A 14812-nucleotide genomic window follows, 5' to 3' on the forward strand; every position below is an offset into this window, starting at 1 on the left:
CGCGGCATGCCCGCCGCCGCCGCATCGCAGACGCGGCGCCCGCGTGCCGGTCAGCGCCCCACGGCGGCCAAATCCTCGACGGCGGGCACGGCACGCCCCTTGCGCGCGGCCACGATGAAATCCGCCGCGCGCTCGCCGATCATCACGGTAGGCGCATTCGTGTTGCCGCCGATGAGCGTCGGCATCACCGACGCATCGACCACCCGCAACCCCTCGACGCCACGCACGCGCAGCTCGGTATCGACGACCGAGCGCGCATCGCTGCCCATCCGGCAGGTGCCGACCGGGTGATAGATCGTGTCCGCGTGCGCGATGATCGCCGCGCGCAACTGCGCGTCGGTATCGTTGGGGCTCGTATAAAGCTCGCGCCCGCCCTGCGACGCAAGCGGCGCGGCGTCCAGGATCTTGCGCGCCGCCTTCGCGCCGCGAATCAGCGCTTCGAGATCGCGCTCGTCGCTGAAGAAACGCGGGTCAATGAGCGGCGCGACACGCGCATCGCGGCTCGCGAGCGTCACGTTGCCGCGACTCTTCGGCCGCAGCACGCACACGTGCAGCGAATAACCGAAACCCCAGTGCATGCGGCGGTTGTGATCGTCAACGAGCGCCGTCGTGAAATGCAGTTGCAGATCGGGCCGATCGAGGCCCGGCTCGCTCTTGATAAAACCGCCCGCTTCGGCAACGTTGCTCGACAACATCCCGTCGTGTTTAGCCAGATAGCGGAACAGCTGCATGCCCATCTTCGCGAAGCCGCGCACGCAGATGCCGACTAGATCCGACGAGTTCACGCGCTTGTTGATGATGAAATCGATGTGATCGATCAGGTTCTCGCCGACCTCCGGCGCATCGTGCACGAGCGCGATGCCGTGCCGGCGCAATTGCGTTGCGGAGCCCACGCCCGAGCACATCAAAAGCTGCGGCGTATTGAACGCGCCCGCGGACAGGATCACTTCCGCACGCGCGCCGAGCGTCTCGACACGCCCGCCGCGCGCCACCTCGACGCCCGTTGCACGCTTGCCGTCGAACACGACGCGCAGCGCCATCGCGTCGACAATCACATGCAGGTTCGGCCGAATGCGGCCGTACACGTAAGCGCGCGCGACGCTGCAACGCGCGCCGTCGCGATGCGTGACCTGGAAGTAACCCACGCCTTCCTGGTCAGCGCCGTTGAAATCGTCGTTGAGCGGATAACCTGCCTCGTGCGCGGCCGCGATGAATCGTTCGGAGAACGGATTACGAAAGCGCAGATCCGACACCGTCAACGGCCCGAGCGCGCCGTGCCACTCGTTCGCGCCGCGCTGATTGCCTTCCGCGCGCCGGAAATACGGCAGCACGTCGCGCCAGCCCCAGCCGGTGCAGCCGAGTTGCGCCCATTCGTCGTAATCGAGCGGATGACCGCGCGTATAAACCATCGCGTTGATCGCGCTCGAGCCGCCCATGCCGCGGCCACGCGGCTGATAGCCGCGCCGACCGCCGAGCCCGGGCTGCGGAACCGTCTCGTAGCCGTAATTCGTGCCTAGCTTGAAGGGAACGAGCGCGGCGATCCCGACGGGAATGTTGACGAGCGGATTGCGCTCCGTGTGGCCGCCGGCCTCAATCAGCGCGATCGTCGCATCCGGGCACGCATCGGCCAGACGCCCCGCCAAGCTCGCCCCACCGGAACCCCCGCCAACAATTATGTAGTCATACTGCATTCTCCGTCTCCCTTGCGCTCACCATCGGCCGAGTTTTCGCCCCGATGCAGCAACACGCTTATGATATTTGCGCATCATTTTAGGAACGCAAATCGAATTCCGATGCGTCGATTCAAGAGCGATTACTCTAAACGCCATCGTCAACTAAATTTAAGATGTCCAGATTCGCCTCGCGCGTCGGATTACGCTCGACAGAAGCCGGACCACGCGAAATGGGAGACAGGGCATGCAAGAATACCTTCTGACGGCGACTCACCAAGTGACGAACCAGGCGCCGCCGCTGCACGATTACAACGCGTTTGAAACCGACATTGCGCTCGTTCGCGCTCTCCAGCAATACGAAGCAGGCTGGTATCGAACGGCGCTTTCGCATACCGGCGCCGCGCTCACGACACCCGATGCGCTCGCGCTCGCCGATCTCGCGAACCGCCATGCGCCGGAGCTGTCGACGCACAGCCCGCGCGGCGAGCGTATCGACGCACTCGAGTTTCATCCGAGCTGGCACCAATTGCTACTGTTGTTACGCAGCGACGGTTTGCAGGCGCTGCCGTTCTCCGATCCGCAACCAGGCGCGATGGCCGCGCGTTGCGCGAGCTATTTTCTGCATGCGCAACTCGAATCCGGCTCGCTATGCCCGATCACGATGACTTTCGCGAGCATTCCCGTGCTGCAACGCGAGCCTGCGCTGTTCGCGTCGCTGCGCGAGCGGCTCTATGCGCGCGAACACGATCCGCGCGACGCGCCGCTGCCACAAAAGCGCTCGATGATGGTCGGCATGGGCATGACCGAAAAACAGGGCGGCTCGGATGTGCGCAGCAACGAAACGCGCGCGTATGCGCTCGGCGCCGGCGGGCGAGGCGAAGCGTATCGCCTCGTCGGGCACAAATGGTTTTTTTCCGCACCGCAATGCGATGCGCATCTCGTGCTCGCGCGCACGGCTGATCATGCGGGTATTTCGTGCTTCTACGTGCCGCGCTTCGTGCCCGACGGCAGCAAGAACGCGGTGCACGTGCAGCGTTTGAAGGACAAGCTCGGCAACCGGTCGAACGCAAGCAGCGAAGTCGAATTCCTGAACGCATACGGCGTGATGATCGGCGACGAAGGGCGCGGCGTGCCGACGATCATCGAGATGGCGAACTACACGCGGCTCGATTGCGTGATCGGCAGCGCAGCGCTGATGCGCGCCGCACTCGTGCAAGCGATCCATCATGCGCGGCACCGCTCGGCGTTCGGCCGACGGCTCGCGCAACAGCCGCTGATGCGCAACGTGCTAGCCGATCTGGCACTCGAATCGGAAGCCGCCAGCGCGTTGTTCATGCGGCTCGCATACGCATTCGAGGAAGACGCCGCGGCACGCTCGCCCGCGGCGCGCGGCTGGCGCCGCATCGTCACGCCGGCCGCGAAATTCTGGGTCTGCAAGCGCGCGGTCGAGTTCACCGGCGAGGCGATGGAAGTCTGGGGCGGCAACGGCTATGTCGAGACCGGGCCGATGGCGCGCTTTTATCGGGAAGCGCCCGTCAATTCGATCTGGGAAGGCTCGGGTAACGTGATGTGTCTCGACGTGCTGCGCGCGATCGAGCGCGAACCCGACGCCGCCGCCGCGCTGTTCGCCGAGTGGCGGGACGCCGCGGCGGCGAGTGCGCCGCTTGCCGCCGCGCTTGTGGAACTCGCCCGCCTGCTTGCACTCGAATCCGAGCCGCGCGAGGCATGCGCGCGCCGCATCGCACAACGCATCGCCGTCATCGCGCAGGCCACGCTGCTGTTGCGCGACGCTCCATCCGCCGTCGCCGACGCGTTCATCGCCACACGCATCGGCGGCGCCAGCACCGAAACCGGACGCGCCTACGGTACGCTGCCGGCCACCTTCGACCACGCCGCGCTCGTCGATCGAGCATTTCCGGCATGACCGTATCGAACAGGAGAAGCCATGAAGAACGATCTGCCCGGCCTGGCCACGCTCGACGCGCTGTTGCGCGACCAGCGCGCCGCCTACCTGCGCGCGCCGTATCCGACGTGGGAGACCCGCGCCGGCCACTTGCGCGCGCTGCGCGCGATGCTGCTCGACAACCGCGACGCGTTGGCGGCCGCGGTCAACGCCGACTTCGCGCATCGCGCGAAAGAGGAATTCCTGTTCGCCGAAATCTTTCTGGCCAAGGAGGAGATCAACGAAGCACTCAAGCACGGCAAGCGCTGGATGCGCCCCCAAAGCCGCGCGATGAACAAGTGGCTGCGCCCCGCGCGCGCGAAGGTGATACCGCAACCGCTCGGCGTGGTCGGCATCGTCGTGCCGTGGAACTATCCGATTTATCTCGCCGCCGGGCCGCTGATCTGCGCGCTCGCCGCCGGCAACCGCGCGATCATCAAGATGTCCGAACTGACGCCGCGCACGTCGCAACTGTTCGAGGAGCTGATCGCGAGAACCTTCTCGCGCGATCACGTCGCGGTCGTCAACGGCGATGCGGAAATCGGCGCCGCGTTCAGCGGGCTGCCATTCGATCATCTGCTGTTTACCGGTTCGACGCAGATCGGCCGCCACGTGATGCGCGCAGCCGCCGAGCATTTGACGCCCGTCACGCTCGAGCTGGGTGGCAAATCGCCCGTGATCGTCGGGCCGCATGCGCGCTTCGACGCGGCCGTCGATTCGATCGTCACCGGCAAGACGCTGAACGCCGGCCAGACCTGCATCGCGCCCGATTACGTGCTCGTGCCGCGCGGCAAGGAGGCCGAGTTCGTCGCGCGTGCGAAGGCGAAGATGGCCAAGCTCTATCCGAATCTGGCGGCCAACCAGGATTACACGTCGATCATCTCCGAGCGTCATTTCGCGCGATTGCAGCGGCTCGCCGACGAAGCGCGCGACGGCGGCGCGCAACTGCATCCGCTCACCGATGCAGCGCCCGATCCGGCGCTGCGCCGCCTGCCGCCCGTGATCGTCACGCAAGCGCCGGACGAAGCGAAGCTGATGCAGGAAGAGATCTTCGGGCCGCTGTTGCCGCTTGTGCCATACGACACGCTCGACGACGCGATTGCCTATGTGAACGCGCGCCCGCGGCCGCTCGCGCTCTACCTGTTCGACGACGACCGCGCGACGATCGAGCGCGTGATGCACGACACGATCTCGGGCGGCGTGACGATCAACGACACGCTGGCGCACATCGCATGCGGCACGCTGCCGTTCGGCGGCGTCGGCCCGAGCGGGATGGGCTCGTATCACGGTTACGAAGGCTTCGTGACGTTCTCGAAGATGAAGCCGGTGTTCACGCAATCGCGCCTCAATACACGCGGCCTGATCGCACCGCCGTATGGCAAGCGCTTCGCGGCCGTCATCAGCATGATGTTGAAGCTCTGACTGCCGAAAACGTGACGGGCATCGGCCTTATCCGCCGCGTTGCGCCCGTTGCGCCAATCGCAGCCGCGTCGCCTCGGCACACAGCCGAGATTTGCCCGCTGCCTCAACCGCCCGCGGCCGCGCTCGCGTGCCCGGGCGCCGCGCCCGGCGGCGCATGCAGCCGCCTCTGTCCGTCAGGCAGCCGCCGCCATACAACGATCGCGCCGAGCACGTCGAACGCGGCAAGCGCGACGAATAGCGGATCGTAGCCGACGACCGCAACCAGCGCGCCGGCCGCGAGCGAGAACAACGTCGCGCCGAGATAACCGGACATGCCCGCCAGCCCCGTTGCCGCCGCAACCTCGCGCCGCGCACACTGACGGCCGCCACGCGGCGCAACGCCGTCCCTCATACCGGCCACAGTGGCCCTTCCTGCATCGCACCGATCTGCTCCCTCAGTTCGAGCACACGCTCTTCCCAATAGCGATGCGTGTTGAACCACGGAAACGCGGCTGGAAACGCCGGGTCGTCCCAGCGGCGCGCGAGCCATGCCGCGTAGTGAATCAGGCGCAGCGTGCGCAGCGCTTCGACTAGATGCAGCTCGCGCGGATCGAATTCGCAGAAGTCTTCGTAGCCGGCGAGCAGATCGGCGAGCGCGCGCGACGCGCCCGGCCGGTCGCCCGGCAGCAGCAGCCACAGATCCTGTATCGCGGGCGCCATCCGGCTATCGTCGAAATCGACGAAATGCGGGCCGGCATCGGTCCACAGTACGTTGCTTGGATGGCAGTCGCCATGCGCGCGCAGCATCCGCACGCCGCCCGCGCGCGCGTATGCGTCGGCCACGCCATCAAGTGCGAGCGTCACCGCCGCTTCATAAGCGGGGCGAACGTCGCCGGGCACGAAATCGCGAGACAGCAGGAAATCGCGCGGCTCATAGCCGAAGGTCTGGATATCAAGCGCGGGCCGCTCGGCGTATGGCTGCATCGCGCCCACCGCATGAATGCGGCCGATGAAGCGGCCGAGCCATTCGAGCGTATCGCGCTGATCTAGCTCGGGCGGCCGCCCGCCGCGCCGCTCGAACAGCGCGAAACGAAAACCGCCGAATTCGTGCAGCGTGCGCCCGTCGAATTCGAGCGCGGGCACCGCGGGAATCTCCCGCGCGGCAAGCTCGGCGACGAACGCGTGCTCTTCGAGAATCGCATCGCTCGACCAGCGATGCGGACGATAGAACTTCGCGACGATCGGCGGCCCGTCTTCGATGCCCGCCTGATAGACGCGGTTTTCATAACTGTTGAGTGCGAGCAGACGCCCGTCGGTGCGCGAACCGGCGGGAATCAGCACGCTGTCGAGCGCATCCAGCACGCGCTCGGGCGTGAGGCCGGCAAAAGGCAAGCCGGCGCTCGCGCCGGCTGTCGTGGATTCAGAAGTAGCGTCGTTCATGCTGCGCATTGTGCCGCGCGCGAAGCCGAAAGACGAGCGTTCGGTTCAGTGCAGCGCAGCACCTGCCGGCAGCACCGATTCGCCGGTATCGATCAGATCCTCGAGAAAAAACGGCTCGGTATTGAGCTCCTTCGATTCACCCGGCACGCCCGCATACCAGGTCACCATCGCCATGTTGCCGAGAATGCGCTGGACGATCCCGCGCGCGCCCTTTGGCACCGCGATATGGGTGGTACAGACAATCGAACCGACATGCATGATGTTTCCCCGCTGTGAAAGCCGGCCGCCTACCGCCCGGCCGAAATATCCCGATCGCGCCGCCCTCTTGCCACAGCGGCGCGCATCCCGCGGTTCACCGTCTGGAGAACCGCCGACAGCGGAACCGGCGGCAAACGCCCCGCCCATTCCCAGGATGCGCCGCCGTGCTTTCGCGATGGCGCTTCGCAGCATCATACCCCGACGATCGTTACCGTCACGCGAATGACGCGCCAGCCGCGCCAAATGCGACGGCGTCCTCCACCGCGGCGCCATAACATGCGCAACCGGCGTATCGTGGTGGTTTGTCCCGCACGGAGAACAACCGCGTGAGTGCATCGTCCGGCGCCCCGCAGCAGCCCGCGCCCCGCGCCAAGCCAACCGGAACGGCCGACGCCGCGCCCGCCGCTTCCGGCCCCGCCTACCTCGAGCGCGGCTCGCGCAATTATTGGCGCGCAAGCATCGCGCTGCTGTTTGCCGGGTTCGCGACGTTTTCGCTGCTCTATTACGTGCAACCGCTTCTGCCCGAATTCTCGACGACGTTCGGCGTGAGCCCCGCGCAGAGCAGCCTCGCGTTGTCGTTCTCGACCGCGGCGCTCGCGCTCGCCGTCTTCATCGCGGGCTTCGTGTCCGAAGGGCTCAGCCGCCGCGCGCTGATGACGGCGTCGCTCACCGCATCGTCGCTCTTCACGCTCGGCGCCGCGTTCGCGCCGCATTGGCATCAGCTGCTGGCGCTGCGCGCGCTGACCGGGCTCGCGCTCGGCGGCGTGCCGGCAGTGGCGATGGCGTATCTCGCGGAGGAGGTGCATCCCGAAGGGCTCGGGCTCGCGATGGGGCTCTACGTCGGCGGCACCGCGATCGGCGGCATGGCGGGGCGCGTGATCACCGGCATCGTCACCGATCTGTCCACATGGCGCATCGCCGCCGGCATGATCGGCGCGCTCGGCCTCGCGTCGATGCTCGCGTTTCGCGCGTTGCTGCCGCCGTCTCGGCATTTCACGCCGCGCCGTGGTCTCAATCTCGCGCATCATCGCGCTTCGCTCGCGCATCATCTCGGCAAGCGGCGTGAGTTGCCCGTGCTGTTCCTGATGGCTTTCGTGCTGATGGGCAGCTTCGTCACGCTCTACAACTACATCGGCTATCGGCTGCTCGCGCCGCCATACGCGATGGGGCAGGCGACGATCAGCGCGATCTTCGTCGTGTATCTGGTCGGCGTTGTCGCGTCGCCGCTGTCGGGGCGCGTCGCCGATATGTTCGGGCGCGGCCGCGTGCTGATCGCGAGCTTGGTCATCATGCTCGCCGGCGTCGCGCTGACACTGTTGCATCCGGTCGCCGCGATCGCAACCGGCATCGCCTGCGTGACATTCGGCTTTTTCGCCGGACATGCGGTCGCGAGCGGATGGGTCGGGCGGCTCGCGCAACAAGGCAAGGGGCAAGCAGCGGCGCTTTATTTGCTTGCCTACTATGTCGGATCGAGCGTCGTCGGCTCATTTGGCGGGCGCTGCTGGAGCGCGCTCGGCTGGCCGGGCATCGCGGCGCTGGTGGGCGCGCTGCTCGCGCTCGGCATCGTGGCCGCGGCTTGGCTGCGTGCGCGTGAGCGCATCGGCGCGGCGTGAGAGGCGTTATCGGATCGTCGGAATTCGCCTCGATACGCATGCCAAGCGATTGCCAAGCGGCGCGCACATGCGTTACCTTTGACGCCAGTCCATTCACCTCATTCGCACTCATCGCGATGAATCCGTCGTTGCCCGCCCGCGCCGTTTTCCAGCCGTCGACTGCACGGCTCGCGTGTGTGCATCGTCCGCCTGCCGCTCCGCCGCCTGTCGGCGCGCCGCCTTCGGTGGCGCTGCCCGGCTGAACGCCGCGCCCCTCTTTTCGCTCTCCGTTCACCGCGAACCGCCTCGCACCGCACGCTGATATGCCGCGCGGTGCGGCGCGCGGGCACTCGTGGACGGAGCGTATCGATCCGATCGACAGGTGGATTCCAGATGGCTTCATTCAGACCCGCGCTCACCGCGCACGGGGCGACATCGCTGTTCGTCCTGCTATGGAGCAGCGGCGCGATCTTCGCCGAACTCGGCCTGCGACACGCGTCCGCAGTCGCTTTCCTGAGCGCGCGCTTCGCGCTCGCGTCGCTCGTCCTGCTTGCGTTGTCGCTCGCGCGACGGCGCTGGCTGCCGCCGTCCGGCACACGCTGCGCGACAGTCGCCACCGGGCTGCTGCTCACGGGCGGTTATTCGATCCTGTATCTGCTCGCGCTCGAGCGCGGGCTCGCACCCGGCATCCTCGCGACGATCCTCGGCGTGCAGCCGATCCTCACGCTCGCCGTACTCGAGCGCCGCGCGTCCGGCACTCGGCTCGCGGGACTCGCGCTCGCGCTGGCGGGCCTGAGCCTGGTCGTCTATCGCAGCCTCTCGGGCGGCGCAACGCTATCGGGCATCGCCTGCGCGCTCGGCGCACTTTTCGCGATCACCACCGGCACCCTGCTGCAAAAGCGCGTGCACGCCGCGCCGATCGACGTGCTGCCGCTGCAGAACGCGCTCGGGCTGGGCTTGTGCCTGCTGATCGCGCCGTTCGAGCCGCTCCGGTTCGAAGCGAGCTGGTCGCTCGCGCTACCGCTCGCGTGGCTCGGCATTGTCATTTCGGTGGCTGCGCAATTGTTGTTCTATCTGTTGATGCAGCGAGGCGATCTCGTCAATGTGACGAGTCTCTTCTATCTGGTCCCGGTCGTGACCGCGCTGATGGATGCGGTATGGCTCGGCAACCGGCTCGCACCGCTCGAGATCATCGGCATGATCGCGATCGTCGCGGGGCTCGCGCTGGCGTTGCGCCGCACCGCTCACGGATGACGGCCGCATGATCGCAAGGCGTCCGCCGCGCGGCAAGAGCGGGCGCCTTGCTTATTGCACCGCGCCACCGAGTCGAGAAATATGAACGAACCCTGCCGAGCGACTGCCTCATTCGACGCGTCGGCGCATTGCCCCACCGCAAACGGGAAAGCATCAAGAAAGATCGAACGAAAGCTTTTCGTCGGTTTATTTGCGGTAAACCCAACAATCGGCGATTTTCCGCCCGCAACCCCGCCGGAACAACGAAAAACCGCGAGCCGTTTCCTATACTCGAAGCAACCGGCCGCGATCGCACGCAGGCCGGTCAGATAAAACAGGAGACTGGCATGGATACTTACTTCACAATCGGCGACTTTATTTTGCTGATCCCGATGGCACTGGCGGGCGCGTTGTTTCTGGGCGCGGTTCCCTGTGCGACCGAGTTCCGCCATAACGTGCTGCGCGTGCTCGGCGCGATGCTCGGGGTCGTGGTTGCCGTATTGCTGGTCGAAGGGCTGCCCGCGCTGATCTAGCCGCACCGCTTTCGCCGCCCACGCTAGTTTCGAAGCCGGTGCGCCGAAACCAGCGCGGCGTGCCGCGCGCCGCTCGTCAGAATCGCGGCCGATCACCGATCAGATTGCCTGATCGGTGGATGGCTTTTCCCACAAATTGACCCCGCCTTCCGTCGCATAGCGGTCGATCTCCACGAGTTCCTCGTTGCTGAAGGCAAGCTGCTTGAGCGCGGCGACGTTTTCGCGCACCTGCTCCGCGCGACTGGCGCCGATCAGCGCCGACGTGACGCGCGCATCGCGCAGCGTCCAGGCGAGCGCCATTTGCGCAAGACTCTGACCGCGCCGCTGCGCGATCTCGTTGAGCTTGCGCACACGCTCAAGGTTCTGCGCGCTCAGGTGGCTTTCTTGCAACGAGCCGCCGCCCGGCTTGTTGACGCGCGCGTCGGCCGGCACGCCGTTCAGATACTTCGACGTAAGCAGTCCCTGGGCAAGCGGCGTGAACACGATGCAGCCCGAACCGGTGTCGTCGAGCGCGTCGAGCAGTTTCTGCTCTTCCACCCAGCGGTTCAGCATGTTGTAAGCCGGCTGGTGAATGAGCAGCGGCACCTTGTATTCGGCGAGCAGCTTCGCAATCTCACGCGTCTTCGCCGCCGAATACGACGAAATCCCGATATACAACGCCTTGCCTTGCTGAACGGCCGACGCGAGCGCGCCCGCGGTTTCCTCGAGCGGCGTGTGCGCATCGAAGCGGTGCGAATAGAAGATGTCGACATAATCGAGCCCCATTCGCTTGAGGCTCTGATCCAAGCTCGCCAGCACATATTTGCGCGAGCCGCCGCCGCTGCCATACGGGCCCGGCCACATGTCCCAGCCCGCCTTCGTCGAGATCAGCAATTCGTCGCGGTACGGCTTGAAATCCTCGCGCAGCAGGCGGCCGAAATTCGCTTCGGCGCTGCCGTAGGGCGGCCCGTAATTGTTCGCGAGATCGAAGTGCGTGATGCCGAGATCGAACGCGGTACGCAGAATGTCACGCTGGGTCGAGATCGGCGTCGTATCGCCGAAGTTGTGCCACAGCCCAAGCGACAGCGCCGGCAATTTGAGCCCGGATTTGCCGCTGACGCGATACTGCATGTCCGCATAACGATCGGAAGCTGCTTCGTAGCCCATCACAATTCCTGTCAAGACATTGAACAAAGCCGGACGCCGTCCGGCGATATGAAAGCGCCGAAGCCGCCATGTTAATCAACGATCGCCGGCCGTGCAGAAAACTGCGCGCGAATGGACGCCGGCGCGGCACTCCCCTACACTGCGGCGTCTTCACTATCCGTTTCAACGAGGATTTTCATGGTTCGAGCGATTTTCGTTGCGCTCATCGCGGGCGGCGTGGTCCTGCTGTATTTCGGCGGCCAGTCGTTCCACTCGATCAACGACGGCGTCGCGCGCTTTTTCACCGGCTCGCCGTCGACGAAGACGATCATGCTGATTGCGGGCGGTATCGTGGCAACGCTCGTCGGGCTGATCGGCCTATCGACGCCAAGCGGCAAGCGTTAGGCGTAGCCCGCGAGCGCGGGCCGCGCCGCTTCGGCCGCCCGCACGCTCAAAGGCGCACTTCCGGCTTCGACGCCGAACGCGAACCTGGCACCGGCGGGTTGCTGTCGCCGCGATAGGTGAACACGAGCGAGAATTTCACCTGATCGGTCCGGTTCTGCCCCGCCGAATGCAGCGTATTGCAATGGAAAAACACGACGTCGCCCGCCGCGAGAGGCGGGCACACCGCCTGCTCGATGAGCCGCCGGTTTTCGGGCATGTCGCTGCGGAAAAATTTCGCGTCATCGAAGCATTCCGGCCCGAGCGCCGTTTCATGCGAGCCGGGCACAAGCCACAGCGCGCCGTTCTCGTCCGTCTCCGGGCCGAGCGCGAGCCAGGCCGACACAAGATCCGCCCGCTCGAACGACCAGTAGCGCGCATCGCGATGCCAGCCGGTCAGGCTGCCATACGCCGGATGCTTGGTCATCACGCAATTGTGATGCGCGCGCGAGAGCACCGGCGTCTCGCCGAAATAGGCGCGCATCCATGCGCTGATCTCCGGCGCCGTCGCATGCTCGGCGAACGCCGTATCGCGCGCGTATGCGTCGAGCAGACGCCGCACCGTATGGCCGCCAGGCGCATGCCGCGATTCGGGCGCGCCCGGATAGCGCAGATCGGCTTCGAACTCGAGCGGTTGCGCGGCATCGGCCAGCTGCCGCTCGGCAATCGCTCTCAGCTGCTTGCACCGCTCGGGCGCGACAAGCGCCGGCGCCACCACGAAACCGCGTTCGCGCAGCGTCTGGATTTGCGTGTGGATCGACTCCGGGTGCAATGACGGCATGGGACATTCACATATTTGTGATGAATCATTGATTGTAAAACGGTCCCAACCGGCGTGCAGCGCAATCTGACGATCTGTTGAAAGCGAACCTCGATCGCCACACAAAATTTGACGCGGCGCAAAGGAACTGCCGGCCTCATTCATATCACTAACGATGAACGACGCATCGCCGGAACGCTCGACTGGCACGACATGCCATGACTTTCTGGCGTCATGAACCGTCTATAGTCTGATCATACCTGCCGCTTCTGACAGGCAGCGGAGCACCCGCGCTTTCGGTACGATCCGACCCAATCCCGTGCCGTCACGGCCATTTTGAATTCGCGCCCCCTCACGGGCGCGCCAAGCAAGTCACTATTCCGTCATGCCTTTTCGATTGCCTTCCTATCTTCATCGCACCACCAAGGGCGCGCGGTTCGCGTCGCCCCGGATCACGCGTGCGTTGCGTCACCACAGCGCCCGGGCCAACGTGCTCGCCGAGCGCGCGCGCTGGCATCAGCCGCGGCTCGATGGTTTGCGCACGTGGCTGCATGCATTGCTGTCGATGATGCGCGCGCAGGCAGCGGCCCGCCGCACCGCGCTGCGTTCGCTGCTGCCCAAGCCTTCGTCGCTGCGCCCGAACGCGCAGCCGGCGCGTCGCGCAAGCGCGGCGGCACGCCGCATCAACCGGCCGCGCCGTCTGGCGACGAGCACCGGCTGGTTCGCATTCGCTGCCCGCTGACGCGCTAACGCGGTCCGTGCCGCAGCGCGGCGGACGGCACACGCCGCGCGCATGGCCCGCGCGGGCGGGCTTCGATTAGCCGCCTGCGTTTCGCCTCCGAAACCGGCTCACGCGGCGCAGCCGATCATGTCTTTGCGTCCGATCACATTGAGATAATCAAAAAAATGCCGCCCGGCGCTCAACCGGGCGGCATCCTATCGCTCATGCCGTAACGGCGCGGCAAGCCCGCGGCTCAGGCCACTTGCACCGCTGGCTCGACGCCGGCCGCTTCGGCAAGCGCGATTGCCTTGTCGGTCGCTTCCCACGAGAATTCCGGCTCCTCGCGGCCGAAGTGGCCGTAAGCGGCGGTCTTCTCGTAGATCGGGCGCAGCAGATCGAGCATCTTGATGATGCCCTTCGGACGCAGGTCGAAATGCTCACGCACGAGCTTCGTGATCGTTTCATCGGACACGCGGCCGGTACCGAACGTATTGACCATCACCGACGTCGGCTCAGCCACGCCGATCGCATACGACACCTGAATCAGCGCGCGCGACGCCAAGCCCGCCGCGACGATATTCTTCGCGACATAGCGGCCCGCATATGCGGCCGAGCGGTCGACCTTCGACGGGTCCTTGCCCGAGAACGCACCGCCGCCATGCGGCGCCGCGCCGCCGTAGGTATCGACGATGATCTTGCGGCCGGTCAGCCCGCAATCGCCTTGCGGGCCGCCGATCACGAAACGGCCGGTCGGATTCACGAGGAACTTGATGTCGCCCTTGATCAGATCGGCGGGCAACGTCGGCTTGATGATTTCTTCGATCACGGCCTCGCGCAGCGCGGGCAGTTCGATGTCGGGCGCATGCTGCGTCGACAACACCACGGTATCGATCGCGTGCGGCTTGCCGTCGACATAGCGGACTGTCACCTGCGACTTCGCATCCGGGCGCAGCCACGCCAGCCGGCCGTCACGGCGCAGGTTCGCCTGGCGCTCGACAAGGCGATGCGACAGGTAGATCGGCAGCGGCATCAGCTCAGGCGTTTCGTCGCACGCATAGCCGAACATCAGGCCCTGGTCGCCCGCGCCTTGGTCGAGATTGTCGTCGTGCGCGCGGTCGACACCCTGCGCGATGTCCGGCGATTGCTTGTCGTATGCGACGAGCACCGCGCAGCCTTTGTAGTCGATGCCGTAATCGGTGTTGTCGTAGCCGATGCGCTTGATCGTGTCGCGCGCGATCTGGATGTAGTCGATGTTGGCCGTCGTCGTGATTTCGCCCGCCAGCACGACGAGACCGGTGTTGCACAGCGTTTCGGCGGCAACACGGGAATATTTGTCTTGCGTAAGGATCGCGTCGAGGATCGCGTCGGAGATTTGGTCGGCAACCTTGTCCGGGTGGCCTTCGGAGACGGATTCGGACGTAAAGAGATAATCGTTTGCCACGGTCTCTGGCTCCTATGGTGGTTACGGTTAAAAGTTCACGTAGCCAGCTTCCAGAGGCCCGAAGCGGCGACGCTTTAGCGGATTTCCTGCGCCGTCGGCGCTCGCAGCGCCAGCCGGCTTCGCCCCGCAAGTTGTCAGTTAACTCGGCGAAGCCCTTATTATAGCGGCTTTCTCAAATTCTCACAGGCCGCTGATCGTGCCGTTTCTCTCACCGTCCCGCCTCCCCGCGAGGCTGCCGCCGACCGACGGAGG

General features: G+C 65.7%; 14 protein-coding genes. 7 read left to right on the forward strand and 7 right to left on the reverse strand.

The window, feature by feature from the left end; genetic code table 11:
- Positions 1–50 precede the first annotated feature (50 nt).
- On the reverse strand, positions 51–1691 hold the full coding sequence (locus WS68_RS20300) for a GMC family oxidoreductase (RefSeq protein WP_059572443.1): 1641 nt from the start codon (positions 1689–1691) through the stop codon (positions 51–53).
- Positions 1692–1917: 226 nt separating this feature from the next.
- Here WS68_RS20300 and WS68_RS20305 point away from each other — a divergent pair, with 226 nt between their 5' ends.
- Both WS68_RS20305 and WS68_RS20310 read left to right on the forward strand, forming a co-directional pair.
- Positions 1918–3597, forward strand: coding sequence for an isovaleryl-CoA dehydrogenase (locus tag WS68_RS20305; protein ID WP_059572444.1), 1680 nt, complete (start codon positions 1918–1920; stop codon positions 3595–3597).
- A 21-nt stretch (positions 3598–3618) separates the two neighbouring features.
- Complete coding sequence (locus tag WS68_RS20310; protein WP_059572445.1) at positions 3619–5037, forward strand: coniferyl aldehyde dehydrogenase; 1419 nt, start codon at positions 3619–3621, stop codon at positions 5035–5037.
- A 103-nt stretch (positions 5038–5140) separates the two neighbouring features.
- Here WS68_RS20310 and WS68_RS20315 read toward each other — a convergent pair whose 3' ends face one another.
- The 3 genes from WS68_RS20315 to WS68_RS20325 are packed head-to-tail and all read right to left on the reverse strand — an operon-like array spanning position 5141 to position 6714.
- On the reverse strand, positions 5141–5437 hold the full coding sequence (locus WS68_RS20315) for a hypothetical protein (RefSeq protein WP_442857179.1): 297 nt from the start codon (positions 5435–5437) through the stop codon (positions 5141–5143).
- Positions 5425–6456, reverse strand: coding sequence for a serine/threonine protein kinase (locus tag WS68_RS20320; protein ID WP_059572546.1), 1032 nt, complete (start codon positions 6454–6456; stop codon positions 5425–5427). The genes WS68_RS20315 and WS68_RS20320 overlap by 13 nt, the downstream gene beginning before the upstream one ends.
- 45 nt (positions 6457–6501) lie before the next feature.
- A complete protein-coding gene (locus tag WS68_RS20325; protein WP_059517290.1) occupies positions 6502–6714 on the reverse strand; it encodes a hypothetical protein in 213 nt (70 codons plus the stop codon).
- Positions 6715–7040: 326 nt separating this feature from the next.
- Here WS68_RS20325 and WS68_RS20330 point away from each other — a divergent pair, with 326 nt between their 5' ends.
- The 3 genes from WS68_RS20330 to WS68_RS20345 all read left to right on the forward strand — a co-directional run bounded on the left by WS68_RS20330 (position 7041) and on the right by WS68_RS20345 (position 10072).
- A complete protein-coding gene (locus WS68_RS20330) occupies positions 7041–8327 on the forward strand; it encodes an MFS transporter (RefSeq protein ID WP_059572547.1) in 1287 nt (428 codons plus the stop codon).
- A 372-nt stretch (positions 8328–8699) separates the two neighbouring features.
- Positions 8700–9560, forward strand: coding sequence for a DMT family transporter (locus WS68_RS20340; RefSeq protein ID WP_059572448.1), 861 nt, complete (start codon positions 8700–8702; stop codon positions 9558–9560).
- Positions 9561–9886: 326 nt separating this feature from the next.
- Positions 9887–10072 (forward strand): hypothetical protein, encoded by a 186-nt coding sequence (locus tag WS68_RS20345; protein WP_059517286.1) that lies wholly within the window; start codon positions 9887–9889, stop codon positions 10070–10072.
- A 99-nt stretch (positions 10073–10171) separates the two neighbouring features.
- Here WS68_RS20345 and mgrA read toward each other — a convergent pair whose 3' ends face one another.
- Entirely contained in the window at positions 10172–11218 is a 1047-nt protein-coding gene (gene mgrA / locus WS68_RS20350) for an L-glyceraldehyde 3-phosphate reductase (RefSeq protein ID WP_059572449.1), read from the reverse strand.
- 177 nt (positions 11219–11395) lie between these two features.
- Between mgrA and WS68_RS20355 the strand changes: the two genes are divergently transcribed.
- Positions 11396–11602, forward strand: a complete 207-nt coding sequence (locus WS68_RS20355; RefSeq protein ID WP_059517282.1) for a DUF3185 family protein — start codon at positions 11396–11398, stop codon at positions 11600–11602.
- A gap of 46 nt (positions 11603–11648) precedes the next feature.
- Here WS68_RS20355 and WS68_RS20360 read toward each other — a convergent pair whose 3' ends face one another.
- Positions 11649–12419, reverse strand: a complete 771-nt coding sequence (locus WS68_RS20360) for a phytanoyl-CoA dioxygenase family protein (RefSeq protein WP_059572450.1) — start codon at positions 12417–12419, stop codon at positions 11649–11651.
- 364 nt (positions 12420–12783) lie between these two features.
- Here WS68_RS20360 and WS68_RS20365 point away from each other — a divergent pair, with 364 nt between their 5' ends.
- Positions 12784–13140 carry a hypothetical protein gene (locus WS68_RS20365; protein ID WP_059572451.1) on the forward strand — a complete coding sequence of 119 codons (357 nt, stop codon included), beginning with the start codon at positions 12784–12786 and terminating at the stop codon, positions 13138–13140.
- 232 nt (positions 13141–13372) lie between these two features.
- On the opposite strand, the gene metK is transcribed toward WS68_RS20365, so the two are convergent.
- On the reverse strand, positions 13373–14560 hold the full coding sequence (gene metK / locus WS68_RS20370; protein ID WP_059572452.1) for a methionine adenosyltransferase: 1188 nt from the start codon (positions 14558–14560) through the stop codon (positions 13373–13375).
- Between the last annotated feature and the right edge of the window lie 252 nt (positions 14561–14812).

The sequence above is a fragment of the Burkholderia sp. TSV86 genome (assembly GCF_001522865.1).
Classification (GTDB): domain Bacteria; phylum Pseudomonadota; class Gammaproteobacteria; order Burkholderiales; family Burkholderiaceae; genus Burkholderia.

Bases quoted from the DNA above. Each gene is read 5' to 3' on its own strand.
- WS68_RS20365 (WP_059572451.1), top strand. From the start codon at position 12,784: ATGCCTTTTCGATTGCCTTCCTATCTTCATCGCACCACCAAGGGCGCG.
- WS68_RS20310 (WP_059572445.1), top strand. From the start codon at position 3,619: ATGAAGAACGATCTGCCCGGCCTGGCCACGCTCGACGCGCTGTTGCGC.
- WS68_RS20305 (WP_059572444.1), top strand. From the start codon at position 1,918: ATGCAAGAATACCTTCTGACGGCGACTCACCAAGTGACGAACCAGGCG.
- WS68_RS20360 (WP_059572450.1), bottom strand. From the start codon at position 12,419: ATGCCGTCATTGCACCCGGAGTCGATCCACACGCAAATCCAGACGCTG.
- WS68_RS20325 (WP_059517290.1), bottom strand. From the start codon at position 6,714: ATGCATGTCGGTTCGATTGTCTGTACCACCCATATCGCGGTGCCAAAG.
- mgrA (WP_059572449.1), bottom strand. From the start codon at position 11,218: ATGGGCTACGAAGCAGCTTCCGATCGTTATGCGGACATGCAGTATCGC.
- WS68_RS20320 (WP_059572546.1), bottom strand. From the start codon at position 6,456: ATGAACGACGCTACTTCTGAATCCACGACAGCCGGCGCGAGCGCCGGC.
- WS68_RS20340 (WP_059572448.1), top strand. From the start codon at position 8,700: ATGGCTTCATTCAGACCCGCGCTCACCGCGCACGGGGCGACATCGCTG.
- WS68_RS20345 (WP_059517286.1), top strand. From the start codon at position 9,887: ATGGATACTTACTTCACAATCGGCGACTTTATTTTGCTGATCCCGATG.
- WS68_RS20300 (WP_059572443.1), bottom strand. From the start codon at position 1,691: ATGCAGTATGACTACATAATTGTTGGCGGGGGTTCCGGTGGGGCGAGC.
- WS68_RS20355 (WP_059517282.1), top strand. From the start codon at position 11,396: ATGGTTCGAGCGATTTTCGTTGCGCTCATCGCGGGCGGCGTGGTCCTG.